This window comes from Streptomyces sp. Je 1-332, assembly GCF_040730185.1.
GTDB lineage: Bacteria > Actinomycetota > Actinomycetes > Streptomycetales > Streptomycetaceae > Streptomyces.
In genome coordinates, this window is the sequence record NZ_CP160402.1 from 4,977,280 (window position 1) to 4,994,654 (window position 17,375).

The 17,375-nt window shown below is 68.5% G+C and carries 19 protein-coding genes; 14 read left to right on the forward strand and 5 right to left on the reverse strand.

Features of this window, described 5'->3' with window-relative positions; translation table 11 throughout:
- Positions 1-54 precede the first annotated feature (54 nt).
- The 7 genes from ABXJ52_RS22675 to ABXJ52_RS22705 all read left to right on the forward strand — a co-directional run bounded on the left by ABXJ52_RS22675 (position 55) and on the right by ABXJ52_RS22705 (position 3,952).
- Positions 55-330: a hypothetical protein gene (locus tag ABXJ52_RS22675; RefSeq protein ID WP_367044461.1), complete on the forward strand. Its 276-nt coding sequence runs from the start codon at positions 55-57 to the stop codon at positions 328-330.
- A gap of 50 nt (positions 331-380) precedes the next feature.
- Positions 381-575: a hypothetical protein gene (locus tag ABXJ52_RS22680; RefSeq protein WP_367044463.1), complete on the forward strand. Its 195-nt coding sequence runs from the start codon at positions 381-383 to the stop codon at positions 573-575.
- A gap of 257 nt (positions 576-832) precedes the next feature.
- Positions 833-1,351, forward strand: coding sequence for an SMI1/KNR4 family protein (locus tag ABXJ52_RS22685; RefSeq protein WP_367044465.1), 519 nt, complete (start codon positions 833-835; stop codon positions 1,349-1,351).
- 180 nt (positions 1,352-1,531) lie between these two features.
- Positions 1,532-1,897 carry a hypothetical protein gene (locus ABXJ52_RS22690; protein WP_367044466.1) on the forward strand — a complete coding sequence of 122 codons (366 nt, stop codon included), beginning with the start codon at positions 1,532-1,534 and terminating at the stop codon, positions 1,895-1,897.
- Positions 1,898-2,157: 260 nt separating this feature from the next.
- A complete protein-coding gene (locus tag ABXJ52_RS22695) occupies positions 2,158-2,592 on the forward strand; it encodes a hypothetical protein (RefSeq protein ID WP_367044468.1) in 435 nt (144 codons plus the stop codon).
- Between the two features lie 80 nt (positions 2,593-2,672).
- Positions 2,673-3,329 carry an RNA polymerase sigma factor gene (locus ABXJ52_RS22700; protein ID WP_367044469.1) on the forward strand — a complete coding sequence of 219 codons (657 nt, stop codon included), beginning with the start codon at positions 2,673-2,675 and terminating at the stop codon, positions 3,327-3,329.
- Between the two features lie 128 nt (positions 3,330-3,457).
- Complete coding sequence (locus ABXJ52_RS22705; protein ID WP_367044470.1) at positions 3,458-3,952, forward strand: hypothetical protein; 495 nt, start codon at positions 3,458-3,460, stop codon at positions 3,950-3,952.
- 73 nt (positions 3,953-4,025) lie between these two features.
- Here the strand turns inward: ABXJ52_RS22705 and ABXJ52_RS22710 are convergent, their stop codons facing one another.
- The 3 genes from ABXJ52_RS22710 to ABXJ52_RS22720 all read right to left on the reverse strand — a co-directional run bounded on the left by ABXJ52_RS22710 (position 4,026) and on the right by ABXJ52_RS22720 (position 5,990).
- On the reverse strand, positions 4,026-4,616 hold the full coding sequence (locus tag ABXJ52_RS22710) for a DUF4253 domain-containing protein (RefSeq protein WP_367044472.1): 591 nt from the start codon (positions 4,614-4,616) through the stop codon (positions 4,026-4,028).
- A gap of 236 nt (positions 4,617-4,852) precedes the next feature.
- Entirely contained in the window at positions 4,853-5,179 is a 327-nt protein-coding gene (locus ABXJ52_RS22715; protein ID WP_367044473.1) for a DUF397 domain-containing protein, read from the reverse strand.
- A complete protein-coding gene (locus ABXJ52_RS22720) occupies positions 5,166-5,990 on the reverse strand; it encodes a helix-turn-helix transcriptional regulator (protein WP_367044474.1) in 825 nt (274 codons plus the stop codon). The genes ABXJ52_RS22715 and ABXJ52_RS22720 overlap by 14 nt, the downstream gene beginning before the upstream one ends.
- 432 nt (positions 5,991-6,422) lie before the next feature.
- Here ABXJ52_RS22720 and ABXJ52_RS22725 point away from each other — a divergent pair, with 432 nt between their 5' ends.
- Both ABXJ52_RS22725 and ABXJ52_RS22730 read left to right on the forward strand, forming a co-directional pair.
- Entirely contained in the window at positions 6,423-7,337 is a 915-nt protein-coding gene (locus ABXJ52_RS22725) for a hypothetical protein (protein WP_367044475.1), read from the forward strand.
- Positions 7,337-7,549: a hypothetical protein gene (locus ABXJ52_RS22730; RefSeq protein ID WP_367044476.1), complete on the forward strand. Its 213-nt coding sequence runs from the start codon at positions 7,337-7,339 to the stop codon at positions 7,547-7,549. The genes ABXJ52_RS22725 and ABXJ52_RS22730 overlap by 1 nt, the downstream gene beginning before the upstream one ends.
- Positions 7,550-7,649: 100 nt before the next feature.
- Here ABXJ52_RS22730 and ABXJ52_RS22735 read toward each other — a convergent pair whose 3' ends face one another.
- Complete coding sequence (locus tag ABXJ52_RS22735) at positions 7,650-10,421, reverse strand: FG-GAP-like repeat-containing protein (protein ID WP_367044477.1); 2,772 nt, start codon at positions 10,419-10,421, stop codon at positions 7,650-7,652.
- A gap of 230 nt (positions 10,422-10,651) precedes the next feature.
- On the opposite strand from ABXJ52_RS22735, the gene ABXJ52_RS22740 reads away from it, so the two are divergent.
- The 4 genes from ABXJ52_RS22740 (at position 10,652) to ABXJ52_RS22755 (ending at position 14,590) form a co-directional block, all read left to right on the forward strand.
- Positions 10,652-11,509, forward strand: a complete 858-nt coding sequence (locus ABXJ52_RS22740) for a hypothetical protein (protein ID WP_367044478.1) — start codon at positions 10,652-10,654, stop codon at positions 11,507-11,509.
- A 123-nt stretch (positions 11,510-11,632) separates the two neighbouring features.
- Positions 11,633-12,220 (forward strand): RNA polymerase sigma factor, encoded by a 588-nt coding sequence (locus ABXJ52_RS22745; RefSeq protein WP_367044479.1) that lies wholly within the window; start codon positions 11,633-11,635, stop codon positions 12,218-12,220.
- 574 nt (positions 12,221-12,794) lie between these two features.
- Positions 12,795-13,460: an RNA polymerase sigma factor gene (locus tag ABXJ52_RS22750; RefSeq protein WP_367044480.1), complete on the forward strand. Its 666-nt coding sequence runs from the start codon at positions 12,795-12,797 to the stop codon at positions 13,458-13,460.
- Positions 13,460-14,590, forward strand: a complete 1,131-nt coding sequence (locus ABXJ52_RS22755; protein ID WP_367044481.1) for a hypothetical protein — start codon at positions 13,460-13,462, stop codon at positions 14,588-14,590. The genes ABXJ52_RS22750 and ABXJ52_RS22755 overlap by 1 nt, the downstream gene beginning before the upstream one ends.
- Before the next feature lie 197 nt (positions 14,591-14,787).
- Here ABXJ52_RS22755 and ABXJ52_RS22760 read toward each other — a convergent pair whose 3' ends face one another.
- Positions 14,788-15,648: a L,D-transpeptidase family protein gene (locus ABXJ52_RS22760; protein ID WP_367044482.1), complete on the reverse strand. Its 861-nt coding sequence runs from the start codon at positions 15,646-15,648 to the stop codon at positions 14,788-14,790.
- Positions 15,649-15,788: 140 nt separating this feature from the next.
- On the opposite strand from ABXJ52_RS22760, the gene ABXJ52_RS22765 reads away from it, so the two are divergent.
- A complete protein-coding gene (locus tag ABXJ52_RS22765; RefSeq protein ID WP_367044483.1) occupies positions 15,789-17,369 on the forward strand; it encodes a methylmalonyl-CoA mutase family protein in 1,581 nt (526 codons plus the stop codon).
- Positions 17,370-17,375 lie beyond the last annotated feature (6 nt).

Consider the following 17,375-nt stretch of genomic DNA (forward strand, 5'->3'; position numbering starts at 1 on the left):
GGCCACCACATGAAGATCACGATCTACAGCTGGAGTACTAGAAGGGGAATATAGTTGGCGACGCTTTCAGAGATAGCAGCCCTGCTGGGTGAACCACGGTTCAACTGGTCCGATCCGACTCTTTGGGTCGAACTGGAGCGGGAAATCGGAATCGAATTCCCAGTGGATTTCCGTAGGATCGTGGACGCCTACGGTTCTATCGCAATCAACCGGCAATTGTATCTGAAGCACCCGGCCAGCCATCTTCTGCACAGTCTGAGCGAGAACATCCGGGAGGACCTTGAATTCTGGCGCGAGGAGGACATGGCGGAGTACCTGCCTAGCGAGTAGGAGGCAGACCGGGGGAGTTGTTGCCGGTGCTTTCGGCTACGACGGGGGAAATGGTCTTCCTGCGTGTACCGGACGAGCCCTCGTCGCCCTGGCGCGTCTTGGTCCAGGAGTTCGATAGCCCGGCCTGGGTGCTGCTTGAGATGAAGTTCAGCGATTGGCTGCTCGCCTACCTCAGAGGTGATGACGTGACAGTCTGCTCCCGCAACCTCGCGCCCGACCATCCGTTTTACGAACCTCTGCCTTGAGGCACTCGTGAAGCTCCCCCGTACCCTGGTGGCAGGGGAGCATTCGACGATGAGTGGGGTCAGGGTCGACTCGGGAGCATGTCCGAATAGCTGTTCTCCAGGCGTCCAAAGGCGAGCGAGGCAAGGGGATGCACGGCCGCTGATCTCCCCCGTGGTTTTCGGTGACTTGCTGGAGTTTTGAGTGTGGGTGAATATCGTCCCCGATATTCACCCACACTCTTTCTATCTGAGAGGCTTATGATATGTGGGTCCAGCGAGTGGTCGAGTTGACTGGATGGGAACCGCTGGAAATATCTGTCGACTGGGAGGTGATCGAAGGAGAGCTGCAGTTTCCGCTACCAGTGGACTACAAAGAGCTCTTCGAGACTTTTGGTGGCGGGGTCTTCAGCGATTCTGTCTACTTTCTCGGAAGTGACGAAGGTCTCGCCTTTGACTTTCTGACGCAATGGCGAGTTGCTCTTTCAGTCGACCAGGAAGCTAGAGCCGTCGGGGTTTCCGTCGTTGAGCCTTACGGGATTTATGACCCGGGGGGCAAGGGGCTTGTTCCCTGGGGCTCCACCGAGTGGGCTGATGAATACTTCTGGCTGGTCGATGCTGACAAACCTGCCGAGTACCCCATCCTCGCGCGAGCCGAAGATGGAGAATGGCACAGGCATGACATGTCGACATCGGAGTTTCTGTACAGGGTCCTTGCTGATGCCGACTTCCAACCGTTCGGGGTTGCGCAGTACGCCCTAGGCCCAACGTTCGAGCCAGGCTACGAGAACGACAACTGACACATGTGGGTTGAGCGTCTCATCTCGGCTGTGAACTGGGATCCTTTGAATATCGCCATCCCATGGTGCGACTTCCCGAGGCCCGGTGAGCCTAGTGTGCCAGGCTCCCGCTTAGTTTACTTTCGCCCCTCTCGGCGACTAACCACGGATTGAATGATGGATATTTCGGACAGTAGATTTGTGCGACAGAGTGTCTGGGAAAATGTACCGGAGGCGCATCCGTCCGTCGTTAAGCTCGAAGAGGAAGAATTGGAGCTGACGGACGGTGAGTGTTCTGCTCCCGGCATGTATTCCGTACTGAGCTACGGGTTCGTGCATCCGGTTTTTCGGCCCGCGCTGGAAAATTTTGCGGAGGACACGATCGTTCGCGCTGCTCGCCTCATAGAGGTGCTGCTGGGTTCGGGGCGCCCGCAGGTGGTGGAACTCGTCAGCATTCGCGTCACGGATCAACTCCTGGGATACCCCGAGCTCTGGGAGCGGTTCTCGAGTTACGCGGGTCCGCATATGCGATTCGAGGTGGACCTGCGGCGTGAGCACTATCGCTGAGGGTCGTCAGCCGCGAACCCCTGTCACGGTGTTCATTCTGCTGGCCGCATAGACGTGCGTGCTCAGAGTCTTGAAGATCGCTTTGCGCGCCTCGCGGTGTCGCGACGCCTGAGGCTGGTCAATGGTTGCACGCGGTAGGCGAGTTGACTCTGTGAGAAGGGGCACGTCCAGAGCCGTCACGCGAGAGCGGTGGCTTTCGCTTGGTAGAGGGAGGGTGCGCTGCGCGCCCTCCCTGTTGCCGAGTTGAAGGGGTGGGAGTCATGGACGGTGAGGGAAGACGGGTGCCGAGAGCCGAGGAGATGCGGGGGCAGGCCCGGGAGTTCGTTGCGCGTGTGACCGTGCGGAATCGGCTGCCGCTCGACTACTCCGTCGCCAGCCTGCGTGTCGTCGACTTTCTCATCGAGGGTCTTCGTAAGGGCGGGCGTGGACGCGATGAGGTGGCCGGGGCACTCTTCGGTCTCGGCGCCTACGTCGGGGAGGTGTTGGTGCGCCGTGCCGGTGCCGTCTGGGTCGAATTCGACGAGAGCCAGCGTCTCTACTTTGGACAATCTGTGGGTGTACGGATGCCGGACGGGAGGGTGTGGAATCCCTTGGGGAAGGTCGTCAATTGCTTTGACGCTGCCGCTGATTCCGCGGAGCAGTCCTTGCAGACCTTCTACCTCACCCTTCCGGGGCGCTCTCGGCGCGTGGCGTAGTCCGCGGGCCGCGTTCGCGCGGGAGGTTTTGCTGGGGGCACGGGCACGGTGAGCAGTGTCAACGGGGTTAAGAGGAGAGCGTGGGGCAGGGTGGGGAACGACATCGCCGTGCGTCGGCCAGCGATGAGGAGCTGACGCGGGCGCTGGGGGGTGCCAGAGGCGGGGACGAAGCGGCTTTCGCTGTCGTCTATCGGTGCGTCCAGCCTGGGCTTCTCGGGTATTTGCGTGGGCTCGTCCGTGATGACGCCGAGGACGTGGCTTCCGAGGCGTGGTTGCAGATCGTGCGAGACCTGGGGCGGTTTCGCGGGGGCGGGGCCGACTTCCGCCGCTGGACAGCAACTGTCGCCCGCCATCGCGCCATTGACCATCTGCGACGCCAGAAGAGCAGGCCGCGGGCCTCCCTGCTGGAGTGGGACGCGTTCGCTCTGCCGGCTGCTGATGACACCGCGGGTGAGGTCCTTGAGTCGCTCACCACCGATCGCGTCCTGGGACTCGTGGCTGAACTGCCCCCGGACCAGGGGGAGGCGGTGCTCTTGCGGGTTGTGGTGGGGCTCGATGGCCCGGCAGCCGCGCAAGTCCTCGGTAAGCGGCCTGGGGCCGTACGCGCGGCTACCTACCGTGGACTGCGGGAATTGGCCCGGCAGTTGGCCTGTGAGACGGAGCTCGCCTGTCCTCCTCGGAGGCGTCCCGTCGGGAGCGGATATGCCGTGCGGCGGAAGAGACGGGCGGTGTGTTGAGGTCTTCTCCGGGGCTGGCCCTTGATCACGCACGCCGTCCTGGAGTGGAGCATCGGGCCCATGTCATCGGGCAACGCACAAGGGTCTTTGGGGGTTTGTGCATGTGGGTTGAGCGACTTGTATCGGCCGTGAACTGGCATCCCCTGAACATCAACCTCCCATGGGGAGAGGTCGAAGAAGGGCTCGGAAAGCCGCTCCCTGAGGATTACAAGAGGGTCGCGGAAGTGTTTGGGAAGGGCGAGTTCTCGGAATTTCTGCAGGTTCCGTCTGTCGATGACGTGGGCCATCTCGACCTGGCCCGCACCTGGCGGAAGTATCTGGACGGCAGCCCTCAGGACGGCCCGGATCTCATGCTTGAGCCGTATGAGATCTATCGGCCCGGCCGACGCGGTCTCATCCCCTGGGGATACGGTGAACGTAGGTGCGGATACTTCTGGCTCGCGTCTGCGGAAGACGACCCGGCGAGCTGGCCTGTTGTTACGCGGGGTGAACTCTATCCCTGGCACCAAGTGGACATGCGCACTTCGGAGTTCATCTACCGCATCCTGACTGACCCGGATTTCGAACCGCTCTCGATTGCCCGGCTGTTCCCGGAGCCGGACTTCTTCCCGACGATTCAGTGATGTGAGAGCGTGCGGATCTGCATTCCCTGCGGAGCCGGAAGCCGGAGGCGGAGGCGGCCTTCGGAGCTGGGCGTCAGTCCCACCAGAAGGACCAGAGTGCGTTGTCGATCAGCGATTCCGCGTACTCGGGATATGGCGTCGGCGGGTCCTTGATGACGTTGTCCGCTGTGGTCAGGACATGCTCCAGGGCGATGTGCAGCGCCTGTTCTTGAGTGTGAGGCGGACAGGCGACCGAGACGTACGCCGTGCTGCCGAGGATGGCGAAGAGCAGGGCCCCGAATCTCGCCTCCCAGCTTCTGAGCAGGGCGCACAGGAGTGGGAGGGGGGCCTCCGCCTGCCATCCGATGGCGGCGGGGACGTCAGCGCTGTGGGCCGCCGAGACCAGGGCGAGGTGGCAGTCGGAGACTGAGTCGGGGCTCTCCGCCGCCAGGCGCGCCAGCACCCTTCGTGCCACGTCATCCGGGTCGGCGTCGTCGGCCGGTTCCAGCGCGGGGGCCAGTCCCGGCCAGCGGTCGAACGGTGCACCCGGGTCGTCCTCGAACGGCTCGATGAACTCAGCGACGTCCGGTGGCAGCGGCACCGGAGGCGAGGGGTTCGCGAGCCGTTGAACCTGTTGTTGCCTATAGCTCCGCCAGTCGCGCTCAAGCACATGCTCCAGGTCCACTGCCGCGATGTACTCCGGTGCGAGAGGCTGGGCCTCAGCATGCGGAGAGCAGAGGATCGGCCTTAGGCCCGTGGCAGCCTGTTGCCGCTGGTAATACATCCACAAGCGTGCGGGATCCGCGACGGGGTCATCGGAGATCCACATGACTGGGGATGTACTCGGGACGATCGACCCCCGGGGAAGCCCATCGGGAAGTGGCGGCATCATGCGGCGGAGCTTAGATCCCGTGTCCCGTCCTACGCCGTGAGTGAAGGGACAGCGGTGCCTGTGCCGACCGCCCTGACGAACGCCGTCCAGGCGCGCGCCCCGAAGACGATCGCCGGGCCTTGGGGGTTCTTGCTGTCGCGGACCGGGATGTGGGCGTGTGTCTGGCAGGCGGCGTCGTTCACTTCTAGGCAGTCGCCGCTGGAGCCGCCGCTGTACGTGGACTTGCGCCAGGCCGCGTAAGCGGTGGGGGAGGTGACCTCTAGGCAGTCGCCGCTGGTCCCGCCGCTGTAGCTGGACTTGCGCCATGTCGGTACGACCGAGGAGTCGGGGATGCTCATGTGCCTACTGCTGCGCATGCTCGTAATCCTTTGCGACGGACCTGATCAGGGCCAGGGATGCGCGGTGCGAGAGTGCGTCTCCCAGGGCGTGATCGTATGCCGCCTGGCACTCGCGCACCACGGACGGGACTTCGAGCACCCGCCCTGTCTTCAAGCCTTCCACATAGGCGGCTGGCGGCAGGTCCTCGAACCACATGAGCGTGACGATGCCTTCCAATAGCGCGTGGAAGCCCGCTGAGAAGGGAATCACATGCACTCGGATTCGGCGGCTCTCGCCCAACTCCACGATGTGACGGAGCTGTTCGCACATGATCGACGGGGTGCCGATGGGGCGCCGCAGTACCGCCTCGTCGAGCAGGGACCAGAACACCGGTGAGTGAAACTCAGCAAGGATATGGGCGCGTTCGAGGCGTGTGACGAGCAGCTTGTCACGTTCCCCGACGGTCTTGGAGGGGAAGCCTGAGCCGAGAACCTCGCTCGCGTATGCCTCGGTCTGCAGTACGCCCGGTACCAGCTTGGCGGCATAGTCCCTGATCACCGTGGCCTGTCGCTCCAGGTTCAGGGCCTCGTTGAAGTGCGCGGCGACATGGCCCTCGCCCAGCGTGGGCAGGAACTCCTCGAAGAATCCGCCTGTGTTCAACACCTGGTCAAGGCGTCGCGCGTCCTCCAAGTCGGGTCTGCGGCGGCCCCCTTCGATGTGCGCGATATGCGTACGCGACATGATCGCGCGCTGGCTCAGCTCCTCCTGGGTGAGCTCGGCTTCCTCGCGGCGCCGCTTGAGCTCCTTGCCGTACTTCTCGCGAGACTGCGGGTTGTCCTCAATCGCCACGTCCAACACCCCCATGTGCAGGTTCTGTTGTCACGCTGAGCTATCTACCCAGCGTACGGCGCCCGCCTCACTCTGTGATCGGAACAGCACACAGAGCGAGAGGTGGCGCGGCGATGGAGTCGAAGGCGCACGAGGCCGGAGGTGCCGGCATCACGCTGAGGGTGTCGCGGGACGGCGGGCGAACCTGGGGGACACGGGTGACGTACTACCCGGCGCGGGATGCGGCTCCGTTGCAGTCCGGTGGGCGGTTTCCGCCTTGCGCGTGTCCGAGGTGCACGCGCGTGAAGTGACCCTGCGTGTCTGCGAGTTCATGTAGCGTGACCTCGATCGCTTCCTCGCGTGCGTACGTCTACGGCACACGAGGCGGCCCTCGTCCCCGGCGGGAACCGGTGGCGAGGGCCTTCACCCCGAGTGCTTAGAGGAGCACCCGAAATGCTGCGTCATGTTATCGCGCCTGCCCGATTCTTCTCCCAGGTGCCGAACGAAATCATCCGCCACCCCCGGCTATCCTCCGACGCCGTCCGGCTGTTGACCTGGCAGCTCTCCCTCCCCGTCGATGCCGCCGATTCCTTGTCGAAGACCGCCCAGAGCGCCGGCATCGGTAAGGTCGCCTTCCTGCGCACCAAGCGGCAGTTGAAGGACGAGGGGTACGTCCATGAGTGGCGCGAGCAGGTCGAGCGCGGGCGGTGGCGGACCCGGCAGCTCGTGTCGAACGTGCCGCTCGGTCGCGACGAGGCGGCGCGGGTCAGCGGGGGATCGCCGCAGGTCGCGCCGGTGGACGTGGTACCGGCCGTCGGTGCCCCGACCGGTCGGGACGTCGGCCGTCTTCCAGATCAAACCCCCGTAGGGAACACCCTCCAACCGTCCCCGGAAGCCCGTCGTGCGGTCGACTCCCTGCACCGGCTCGACCCCCGGCTCCGCGTCCCGCGCGGCATACTGCCCGAGCTGGCGGCCCTCGCCGAGGTGTGGCTGGACGCCGGGTACACCGTGGAAGGCGTACAGGAAGAGGTTCGGCGGCAACTGCCGAGCCTTGGGGCGCCTGTTCACCGGCCCGGCGGGCTCGTCCGGTACGTGTTGCGAGAGGTCCCGCCTCTCGTCGTACCGCCCGATCCGGGTGCGGGTGTCGCGGGGATGGTGGAGTGCGCGGGGGCGGTGCATGTCCAGCCGCTTCTCTTCCGGCCCCTCGCCGGTGAGGCGCTCTGCGCCGACTGTCGGCAGGCGCGGGCGGAGGCTGCTGACGACGGGGTCGTGGTTGCCGTGCGGGGTGCGGATGCGGTCCGCGCTGCCTTGCGGAGTGGCGGGCTGCGGGGCGTCGAGCCCTGCGGAGATGGAGCAGGTGGCTCGTAGTGGGGCGCGACGACGTGGTCTGGCCCGGCAGGTCGGTGGAGCCGTTCGCCGAGATCGACGCGGCCATCGCGCAGGCCGAGGCCGAGGCCGATGAGCTGGATTGGCCCCCGCCGGGTCAGGTCAGTCCGGAGGAAGTGGCCGTCGTCCAGGCTGAGATCGAGGCCGCTCGTGCCGCGTCCAAAGCAGCTGCCCGGCGCGGACAGCGCGGCTGATCCCCTGCGCACGGCGCGCCGCAACGCCCGGCGCCGTGCCACCCCCAAAAAGTCTGGGGAGCAGCACGGCGCCTAGGTACCGCTCAGGAACCGCCCGCCGCTACGGCGTCAGCACCTGGCCCAAATGCGCCCCCGCCGGAGTCCCCAACTGCGTACGCCCGTAGTAGGCGCCGCTCGATGTCGAGACGCCGGACGCGCCCGTGTCCAGTTGGAGGATCGTGCCGTTGCCCTCGTCCTCTCCGTCCACGCCGATCGCCAGATCCGCGCGGCCGTAGCCCGACAGGTCGGCGAGGATGACCGAGGAGCCGAGGCGGTCCGCCGACTCCGTGGTGCCCGTGATGCCCTCCGTGTCCTGGGAGAACGCCTGCGCGCCCGTGCCCGTCAGGCCCGCTGACGTGCCCTTCAGGAGCAGCGAGGTGCCCGCGTCCTTCTTCGCCGCACCGGACCTGGTGATGTCCTCGTTCGGCGCGCCCGCCAGGACGTCCGCGTAACCGTCCAGGTTGAAGTCGCCCGCCGAGACCGACCAGCCCATCGCGTCGCCCGACTCCGCCGCTCCGGGGACTCCGGACGTGCCCTGGTGGACGGTTTTCAGGCCCGTGGTCGTGAAGCCCGTCGACGTGCCCGGGACCACCGTCACCTGGCCGCCCGCGTGCGCGCCCGACTCGGCCGTGTACGGCTGGCCGATGACCAGGTCGTCGTACCCGTTGCCGTTCACGTCACCGACGGCCAGCGAGCGGCCGCCCTTCACCGAGAGGGAACCGACCCTGCTCAGGCCGGACTTCGTGCCCTTGAACCACTGCACCTTGCCGATTCCGGCCTGGTCGCGGTAGTTGAGGGCCACGTCCGCGTAGCCGTCGCGGTTGAAGTCGCCGGACGCGGCATCCGCGTACGAGATGGCCGTGTCGCCCGACGTCAGCGTGCCGCCCACCTCGGTGCCCGCCTTGAAGCGTGCCGCCCATGTGCCGCCCGTGCCGGTGGACGCCGAAAAGACGTCCGCCTTGCCGTCCGCGTTGAAGTCGCCGACCGCCACGGCCGAGCCGAACCTGGCGCCCGGATAGTGGAAGTCGTCCGCCAGCTGCATGTCCGTGCCGCTGGTGAAGTCCGGGCCGTAGAGCATCGTCACCGCGCCGCGGTCCTTGTTCGTGGCGTCGTCCTCGCCGGGGGCGCCGATCGCGAGGTCCGCGTGGCCGTCGCCGTTGATGTCGCCCCACGCCGTGGCCGAGGCCCAGTTGTCGCCCGCCTCGGAGGCGCCGGGGACGCCGGGGCTCGACTGGGTGAGGGTCTTCTTGGATCCGGCCACCGGGCCGTCGAGGCCGCCGGGGACGATCGTCAGCGTGCCCACGCCGCCGGACGCCTTGGGTGTGCCCGCCACCAGGTCCGTGATGCCGTCACCGTTGAAGTCGGAGGTGGGGATGGCCGAGTTGCGCGCCGCGCTCGTCGCGTAGCGGCGGATCTCGCCGAGCTTGGGGTAGAGGTTCTTGCCGGGGCAGGCGGTCGCGAAGCCGTCCCGGTGGCCCGAGATCGTGTTGAGGGACGGGGTGTCGCCCTTCTTCCATACGCCCGTGTCATCGGCCGCCGTCAGCGTGACCTTGCCGGCGGGGTTGCCCCCGTACTGGCCGAGCTTCCAGGCCGCGACGCGGGAGGCGGACTCCAGCGCGGCACGGGTCGGCTTGCCCGCCTTCTTGTACGTCTCACCGGGCTTCGGGTTCTCGTTGCCCTCGAAGTCGCCGATGATCGCGATGCCCGCCGAATCGCCGTTGAAGCCGTACGTGTGCGCGCCGCGCACCGGCAGATCGGTGCCGCCGCCGCGGCCCTCGAAGATCTGACCGCACTTGTCCACAAGGAAGTTGTAGCCGAGGTCGTTCCAGCCCTCGGTCTCCACGTGGTACGCCATGAGGCCACGGACCAGGGACGGCGACTGGGCGCAGCTGTAGTCATTCGTGCCGGTCGTGTGGTGGACGAAGACCGCCTTGACCTTCTCTATGTACTCCGGCGGATCCTTGACCTGCGACTCGTCCGCGCCCCAGGCCGCCCTGCCGATCATCGGCGGCTTGGTGACGGTGGACGGCGGGGCCGGCGGCACCGTGGGCTCGGGCTCCGGGTCGGGGGATGCCGAGCCCGAGGGGGTCGGTGACGCGGGCGGCTCGGTGCCCGGATCCGATGCGGTCGGGGCCGGTGAGGTCGGGGCCTCCGTCGGTTCGGGCGAACCCGAACCGCCGCCCGTGCCCGGGTCGGGCGGCACCGTCGTCTCGTCGGCCACGGGCGCCGCGAACGCCACCGGCGCCATCGCCGAACCGTCGAGCGCCGGGTTCTTCGCCTCCTTGGAGGTCACACCGGGGTCCACGAGGTTGACCTCAAGGCCTTGGGGCAGCGCGGCGGTTGTGGTGCCGTCGGCCGCCACCACGCGGACCTCGACGCCGTCCGACGGGCCGACCCACAGCGGCTCGGAGGCGGCGCGCATGCCCGCCTCGGCCTTCTCGGGCAGGTGCAGCTCCAGGTCCAGGTGCTGCCAGCCGCTCCACTCGGCGCTCTCGATGGAGCGGGTGCGGACCTGGGCCGTGCCCTCCAACTCCTTCGTCACGCCGGTCCACGAGACGCCGAGCAGCGAGAACTGCTTCGTCGACGTACGCGGCAGCTCTCTCTCCTTGGCTCCGTCGGCCTTGAGCGCGATGTCGTGCACGCTCACCGGGCGCTTGTCGCGTGAGACGTCGCCCGGCTGGTCCCCGTTCGAGGGGTCCGCCATCGCGTACGTGACGGCCCCCGCGCCGCCAAGGACGACGGCTCCGATCGTCAGCCACGCCCTGCGCTTGAGACTCAGTGGTCTGTACGCGTGCGTGCTGCGCGCTGCTTCGCGCGGTTTGCGCGGGCTCAAATGCCCCACCCCTTAGTGGAATCGCGGCTTGATCCGGTTGACCAAAGCGAGTGCGTACGACCGTCCGAGGGGCCAAACGGTTGTACGGCGGTGGGTGAAATGTGACGTGACGTATGCCGCACTCCAGGGGTGTGACAGGTGGACGGGGGATTGCGCTGGGTCCTCTGACAGCTGTGCACGCGAAGTGGGGGAGTGCGAGAGAAGTGTGGGTGGGGGACATGGTTTCAGTGGTGGTCAAGAGACGCCGGTGGGGGCGGGCAGTCGTGTGCTGTCTCGTGATGGGGGCGCTCGCGTCGTGCGGCGGTGCGGAGGGGAAGGTCTACGAGGGTCTCGTCGAGCGGACGCCGACGGCACCGGCGAAGCCCGCCGACGAGGTGCGGGGCGAGCGGCTCTCGGGGGAGTCCATGGAACTGCTCCGGAACGCCGAATCCCTGCGTATCGGCTTGGAGATGACCACCGCCGCCAGGGGGCGCGAGGACATCTCCGTGCATCTGGACCGGCGCGGCAACTGCACGGCGACCTTCGACTCGGGGCCCGCGCGCAAGGGCGACATGATCGTCGTCGGTGGCGGGGCGGTGTACTTCCGGTTCTCGAACGAGACGTTGGACGCGGTCGGCGACGAGGCGTCGGCGGGCGCACCGGAGTTGAGGCAGCGGGCCAGGGAACGGATCGCGCTCGCGCGCGGCAAGTACGTGAAGGTGCCGAAGAAGGGCGGAAGTTCGCAGGGTCAGGCGTCGGGGGCGCTGACGAAACTGTGCGACCTGCGGAGCATGCTCGACCAGGTGGCCGGAGCCGGCGGGACGGACACCGACGGCGGTGTGCGGGCCCTGCCGGACAAGGAGTGGCACGGGCGGCAGGTCACTCCGCTCGTCCCGACGGAGGGCGAGGGCGGGATGACCGCCTATCTGGCGACGGGCGACGAGCCGTACATCGTCGGGGCGACGCAGACCACGGACGACGAGCAGGTGGAGATGCGGATGTCCGACTACGACAAGCCGGTGGCCGCGCGCGCCCCCGACCCTTCCCTGGTCATCGACATGGAGGCGCTGGGGATGGGCGCCGGCGGTGGCACGCTGTTCGAGGTCTGAGGCTCCGGGGCACCGGGGCACCGGGGTCGGCCCGTACCTGTGACATTTCTGTGAGCCCTGGCGCAGCTCAGCGTGGGGGCACGGACACGGTGAGCTGTGTCGCGTCGGTACGGATGGGAAAGCGTGGGCCGAGGAGGGGAACCCCGTCGCGCACGGGTGAGCGACGAGGAGCTGGGCGCGGCGGTCGCGCGGGCGCAGGAGGGTGACGAGGCGGCCTTCGCGGTCGCGTACCGCCTGGTCCAGCCGGGGCTCGTCGGCTACCTGCGGGGCCTTGTCGGCCACGACGGCGAGACCGCGGAGGACATCGCGGCCGAGGCCTGGCTGGAGATCGCCCGTGATCTGGGGCGGTTTCGCGGTGACGGCGCGGGTTTTCGCGGCTGGACGGCGACGATCGCGCGGCACCGGGCCCTTGATTTTCTGCGGCGCCAGAAGGTCCGGCCGCGTCCGTCCGCCCTCGACCAGGACGTGCTCGATCTCCCCAGCCCGCACAGCACCTCCGGGCAGGCGCTGGAGTCGATCTCCACGGGTGAGGCGCTCGCGCTGATCGCCGGGCTGCCGCGGGACCAGGCGGAGGCGGTGCTGCTGCGGGTCGTGGTCGGCCTTGACGCGGGGGCGGCGGCGCGGGTGCTGGGCAAGCGGCCCGGGGCGGTACGGACTGCCGCGTATCGGGGGCTCCGGCGGCTTGCCCAGCAGCTGGGGGGCTCGCGGTGAGGGGGCCTGCGGCGGCTGCGGGGGAGGGGGCTCGCGTGGCCTTCACCCTGCACGTGCGTGGGGGCTTGTCGCGCAGTTCCCCGCGCCCCTGAAGTGCCATGCGCCCGCCGTTTTTGTCTGCACGTGCGTGGGGGCTGATCGCGCAGTTCCCCGCGCCCCTATCGGGCGCCCCCGTTGGTCTTTGTCTGCACGTGTGTGGGGGTTGCCCGCGCAGTTCCCCGCGCCCCTTTAAGGGGCGCGGGGAACTGCGCGACGTTCAGCAAGAAGGGGGTCGGGGATCAAAGCCCCGGGGTGGCGGAGCTGCCGAGTCAAATCCGTCGGGCCCCTGCCAAGGTGAGCGGCCGGGGTCGCCACCCCCCACAGGAGAGACCCCGGCCGTCACGCGGACGGACCGCACGCGGTCCGTACTCCCTTCAGCGCCGTGGGTGCGTTTTCTGTCACACCGCGTACTGTCACGCGCTAGTTGCGCGTTGTACCAAACATGGACGTGACCCCACTTCAGCCCGTAGCGTGCTGCTTCGCGCCAGGCTGCGGGGGCAGGACCGCAACCGGTGTAGGCGCATAGGGAGAAGTTGTGCTGGGGGACGACGCGGAACTGACCGCCGCGGTGCTTGCGGCGCAGGACGGGGACGAGACCGCGTTCCGTACTGTGTACCGCTCCGTGCACCCGCGGCTGCTCGGCTACGTACGGACACTCGTCGGGGATCCGGACGCCGAGGACGTCGCGTCCGAGGCCTGGCTGCAGATAGCCCGTGACATCGACCGGTTCAGCGGCGACGCGGACCGGTTCCGCGGCTGGGCCGCACGCATAGCGCGCAACCGCGCCCTCGACCACATACGCATGCGGGGCCGCCGCCCGGCGATAGGCGGCGACGAGACCGAGCTCACCGGAAAGCCGGCCGACGCGGACACCGCCGACGAGGCGATGGAGTCCCTGGCCACCGGCGACGCCCTCGCCCTGATAGCCCAACTCCCGCAGGACCAGGCCGAAGCAGTCGTGCTCCGGGTGGTCGTCGGCCTCGACGCGAAGAGCGCCGCTCAGACCCTCGGCAAGCGCCCCGGCGCGGTCCGCACCGCCGCGCATCGGGGCCTGAAGCGGCTCGCGGAACTCCTGGGCGCGGACGGCCCGCCGAGCGAGGGCGCGCTGGACGCCGTACCGCCCCAGAGGGAGCGGCGTGGGCGGGCGGTGACGCCCGCCGGTGTGACGCATTCTCGTTCGCGGGCGCAGAAGGACATGTGATGGCCGACGAGGATTACAGGTGGCTGGACCGCGACGCGGCGGAGCGTTTGCTGAGCGGTGAGTCCATCGACGGCACCGACCATCACGCACGGGAACAGGCCGCACAGCTGGCCAAGGCCCTGGCCGCACTGGCGGCGGACGACCGCGCGGGATCCGTCGTACCCGCCGACGTCTCCGCCGAACTCCCTGGTGAGGCCGCCGCCCTGGCGGCGTTCCGGGAGGCCCGAGGCCCGAAGGCCCGGACAGCTTCTACGCGCGTGGGAGCGGGCGAAACCACACGAGCAGGCGAAACCACACGAGCAGGCGAAACCGCACGAGCGGGCGAAACCGTACGTATCGGGCGCACCGCCGAGCCTTCCCGCCCCGCGCCCTGGGCCCGCCCCCTGCGCTACGGCCTCGCCGCCGTGCTCGCCGGCTGCATGGTCGGCGGCGTCGCCGTCGCGGCCGGTACGGGCGTGCTGCCCTCGCCCTTCGGCGACCGGGAGCAGCCGGGCCCCGCGGCCTCCGCGTCGTCCGTCGCGTCCCCCGAGCCGCTCGGCTCCCCCTCGGAGGGCGCGAGCGAGACCCCGGACGTGGAGCCCGACGATGTGACGACCACCCCGCAGGACCCCTCGCGCGCGCCCGGCAGCAGCGCGCCCCCACGGCAGTCCGAAACCCCCGACGGCGCCTCCCAGGACACCGCGGGCACCGCGCGGCCCGGCTCCGGCGACCCGCAGCGCGAGGACGAGGCGAAGGGGTGGTACCGCAAGGTCGTCTCCGCCTGCCGCGACTACCGCAGCGGAGAACTCCAGGGCGAGAAGCGGCGCCGCCTGGAGGAGGCCGCCAAGGGCTCCCGGCGGGTGACCGAGTTCTGCGGCCGTGTCCTGGACGGATCGGGCAGCGACCGCGAGTACGACGGCGGCGGAACGTCCGGCGGCAACGGAACCGGCAACGACAGCGGCGATGACGACGACGGCGACAAGGGCGACGGCGACGGATCGTCCGGCGGCAACGACCACTGGGGCAACGGCGGCAGGAACCCCGTCCCGCCCGTCGTCGCACCCTCGCTCCCACGACCGGCGCCCGCCCCCACGCCCGCCCCCACGGTCTCCGCCTCCTACAGCGCGCAGCCCGCACTACCGGGCTCCTGAGCTGCTGAAAAGCCCCGCACGCCGTGGGTGTGACGTTTTTTGAAGCAGTGACGCAGTAAGAAGTGAGCCGACTGGTCATCGGCCCGCGCACGAGCCAGGGGTTCCCCCCGTACCTTTGGCTCAGTGCCACCAGCGTGGGCGGGAGACGTTCCCCCGATCCCGCCCACGCTGATTAATCCCGCGCCCGTCCCGCGGCCTCACTTGTAGACGACGACCTTGTCGCCCTTCCTGACCTGCGCGAACAGGTTCGCGATCTTCTTCTCGTCCCGTACGTTCACACAGCCGTGCGAGGCGCCGTTGTAGCCCGTCGCCGCGAAGTCCGACGAGTAGTGCACGGCCTGGCCGCCGCTGAAGAACATCGCGTACGGCATGGCGGTGTCGTAGAGCGTCGAGACGTGGTGCCGTGACTTCCAGTAGACGGTGAACGCGCCGTCGCGGGTGGGCGTGTACTGCGAGCCGAAGCGCACGTCCATCGTCGAGACGACCTTGCCGTCGATCATCCAGGTCAGCGTGCGGCTGGCCTTGCTGATGCACAGCGCGCGGCCGGTCAGGCAGCGCTTGTCGGGCTTCGACGCCGGGATGCCGCCCCCGGAGTAGAGCTCGTACTTCGTGGGGGTGCGGGTCATGCCGACCAGCTTCTGCCAGGTGACGGTGTCCGTCGTGCCCGTGCGGGGCAGCCCGCGCTTGCCCTGGAACCCCTTGACCGCGGTGGTCGTGGCGGAGCCGTACGTACCCGACGGGTCGTCGAAGAACCAGGCGATCTGCCGGAGCCGGGCCTGCAGCTCACGCACCTGGTCGCCGCGCTGTCCCGGGGCGAGCAGGGTCTTCGGAGCGGGCTTCGGGGCGGGCTTCGTCGGGGCCGTCTGCGGGGTCGCGGTCCGCCCTGGCGTGGCGGACGGCGCGTCCGGGCCGTCCGATGCCGTCTTCGTGGGGGATATCCGGACCGGCTGCGCCTTCCCGTCGGAGTTGACGGCCTGCGCCTTGCACCCGCCCACCAGGGCGACCGTGACCACGGCCCCCACGGCTATCGCACCTCTGCGCACAATGACCCCCGTCATCGCTCGACGCTCGACAGACTCGCCGGGAGTCTCCCCACGAGTGACCACGCCTGAACGTTGCCCCATGCTGGAGGCGGACCGCTATACCGGAGAGGTAACGGAGAAGGATCTCCGGGATCTCTGGCAGGAGGCACAGAGCGATGGCGCGTGAGTCGGAGTCCGGACTGCCGTTCGAGTCCGTGTACGGGCCTGAGGCCCTCGACGGGTGGGATCCCGCGACGAGGCTGGGCGCGCCGGGCGCCTATCCCTTCACACGCGGCGTGTATCCCTCCATGTACACGGGGCGCCCCTGGACGATGCGCCAGTACGCGGGCTTCGGCACGGCGGTCGAGTCCAACGCCCGCTACAAGCAGCTGATCGCCGACGGCACCGCGGGTCTCTCGGTCGCCTTCGACCTGCCCACGCAGATGGGCCACGACTCGGACGCCCCGATCGCGTCCGGCGAGGTCGGCAAGGTGGGTGTCGCGATCGACTCCGTCGACGACATGCGCATCCTGTTCGGCGGCATCCCGCTGGACCAGGTGTCGACGTCGATGACGATCAACGCACCCGCGGCCCTGCTGCTCCTCATGTACCAGCTGGTCGCCGAGGAACAGGGCGTCGACGCGGGCGAGTTGACGGGCACGATCCAGAACGACGTCCTGAAGGAGTACATCGCGCGCGGCACGTACATCTTCCCGCCCAAGCCGTCGCTGCGCCTGATCGCGGACATCTTCAAGTACTGCCGCTCCGAGATCCCGAAGTGGAACACCATCTCCATCTCCGGCTACCACATGGCCGAGGCGGGTGCGACGCCCGCGCAGGAGATCGCCTTCACCCTCGCCGACGGCATCGAGTACGTCCGCACGGCGGTCGCCGCGGGCATGGACGTGGACGACTTCGCGCCCCGCCTCTCCTTCTTTTTCGTGGCACGTACGACGCTCCTGGAGGAGGTCGCCAAGTTCCGTGCCGCACGCAGGATCTGGGCCCGCGTGATGTGCGAGGAATTCGGAGCGAGGAACCCGAAATCCCTGATGCTGCGCTTCCACACGCAGACAGCCGGGGTCCAGCTCACCGCGCAGCAGCCCGAGGTGAACCTCGTCCGGGTCGCCGTCCAGGGCCTCGGCGCGGTGCTGGGCGGCACCCAGTCGCTGCACACGAACTCCTTCGACGAGGCGATCGCGCTGCCGACCGACAAGAGCGCGCGCCTGGCGCTGCGCACGCAGCAGGTTCTCGCCTACGAGACGGATGTGACCGCCACGGTCGACCCGTTCGCCGGGTCCTACGTCGTCGAGAAGATGACCGACGACATCGAGGACGCGATCCTCGGGCTCATGCGGCGTGTCGAGGACATGGGCGGCGCGGTGGCCGCCATCGAGAACGGCTTCCAGAAGAACGAGATCGAACGCAGCGCCTATCGCATCGCCCAGGAGACCGACTCCGGCGAGCGGGTCGTGGTCGGTGTCAACCGCTTCCAGCTGGACGAGGAGGAGCCCTACGAACCCCTGCGCGTGGACCCCGCCATCGAGGCCCAGCAGGCGGCCCGCCTCGCGAAGCTGCGGGCGGAGCGCGACCAGCGGGCGGTGGACGCGGCGCTCTCCGCGCTCCAGTACGCGGCGAAGGGGGCGGCCAACGTCCTCTACCCGATGAAGGACGCGCTGCGGGCGCGGGCGACGGTGGGCGAGGTCTGCGACGCGCTGCGGGAGGTCTGGGGCGCGTACGAGCCGACGGACGCCTTCTGACGCACG